The 1,130-nt window shown below is 54.1% G+C and carries 1 protein-coding gene; it reads right to left on the bottom strand.

Annotated features, from left to right (window positions below):
• Positions 1 to 200: 200 nt before the first annotated feature.
• On the bottom strand, positions 201 to 1,052 hold the full coding sequence (locus ACGYLQ_RS20885) for a CBASS oligonucleotide cyclase (RefSeq protein WP_394444694.1): 852 nt from the start codon (positions 1,050 to 1,052) through the stop codon (positions 201 to 203).
• Positions 1,053 to 1,130 lie beyond the last annotated feature (78 nt).

Here is a 1,130-nt window from a genome sequence, read left to right on the forward strand (position 1 = left end):
TCCGCTACCATCGGCTCGAAGCATTCGAGGCGTGGAAATCCGCGGCACAGGCCGCTTGATCAACGAACAGCTTGCCACTTGCAAATTCGGCGAGTTAACGTGACAACACCCTTCCGCGCTGTTGACAGCCGATGCTGAATATCCTCGTGCAACGACGATAGAAGCTGTGATAGCGACCATTCAGCCATTGGTTTTTCCTTCTAAGACAGCGGGAATTTTGGCCCGAAGAAAGCGCGCCACGCTTTCAGAGCGTCTCCGTTCTTGCCCTGGCGCGCCAAGTGGATTGTGGCAGCGATGTCGCGGTTTGCCTGTTCCAGAATTGTCTGGGCGCGTTTTACCATCGCCGCGTCCATTCGATCGCTGACAGGAGACCCGAGCCCGGCCGGATCTGGCCAATCCTCGTGAATTCGGTCGCGCAGCGTAGCGAAAAACGCTTGGACTTCGCGATCGTGTGAGCCGCCCCAACCACCATGTAGGCACTCCATCGCCATTACCTCGATTAGAAAGGATGGCTTGATTGGTTTTTCTCCATGGCGGCTGTTTTGGTTCCAGTACTTCACCATGCGCACTAGGCCCTTCCACTCATTGCCATAGGCTTGATGGGCCGCAACAGCCTTCTGCGCGTGGATTTCCGGATTTGTTCCCATCCACTTCCCGGTTGTGTTGTTTGGGATCTCGTAGTCGTCTCCGTTTGCGAATGCGGGCACGGCATCCACGCTTACAACCCGGTAGTCTGTGTTGTCGTCTGAATCGACAACAACACCGAAATCTACACCTACGGAGCGTCCCTGTTTCTTGACGGCGCTGCTTCCATAAACGTCAACCAACGTGTCGTAGAACGCGGTCAGTATCTCGTCAGGGTGTTTCTCTCGATAGTGGTTCTCGTCCTTTCCAAGAACAAAGAAGATATCGACATCTTTGAGTGGTTTGGACTTGGTCCAACGGGCGTAGCTTCCTGTCAAAAAACTACGGTCGATCTGAAAGGCCTTATCCAGGTGCTCGCGAACTTCCTTCTGCCGTTTGGACGCGTTTTGCTGCTCTCTTTCGTTCAACTGTAAGCGGTGCGCTGGTCACACGGGTTTGGCGTAATTCCAAGGCAGCAGTTCGTTGATGTCGGTTTGTTTGTGTCC

The organism is Sulfitobacter sp. 1A12779, from assembly GCF_043557315.1.
Classification (GTDB): Bacteria; Pseudomonadota; Alphaproteobacteria; order Rhodobacterales; family Rhodobacteraceae; genus Sulfitobacter; species Sulfitobacter faviae.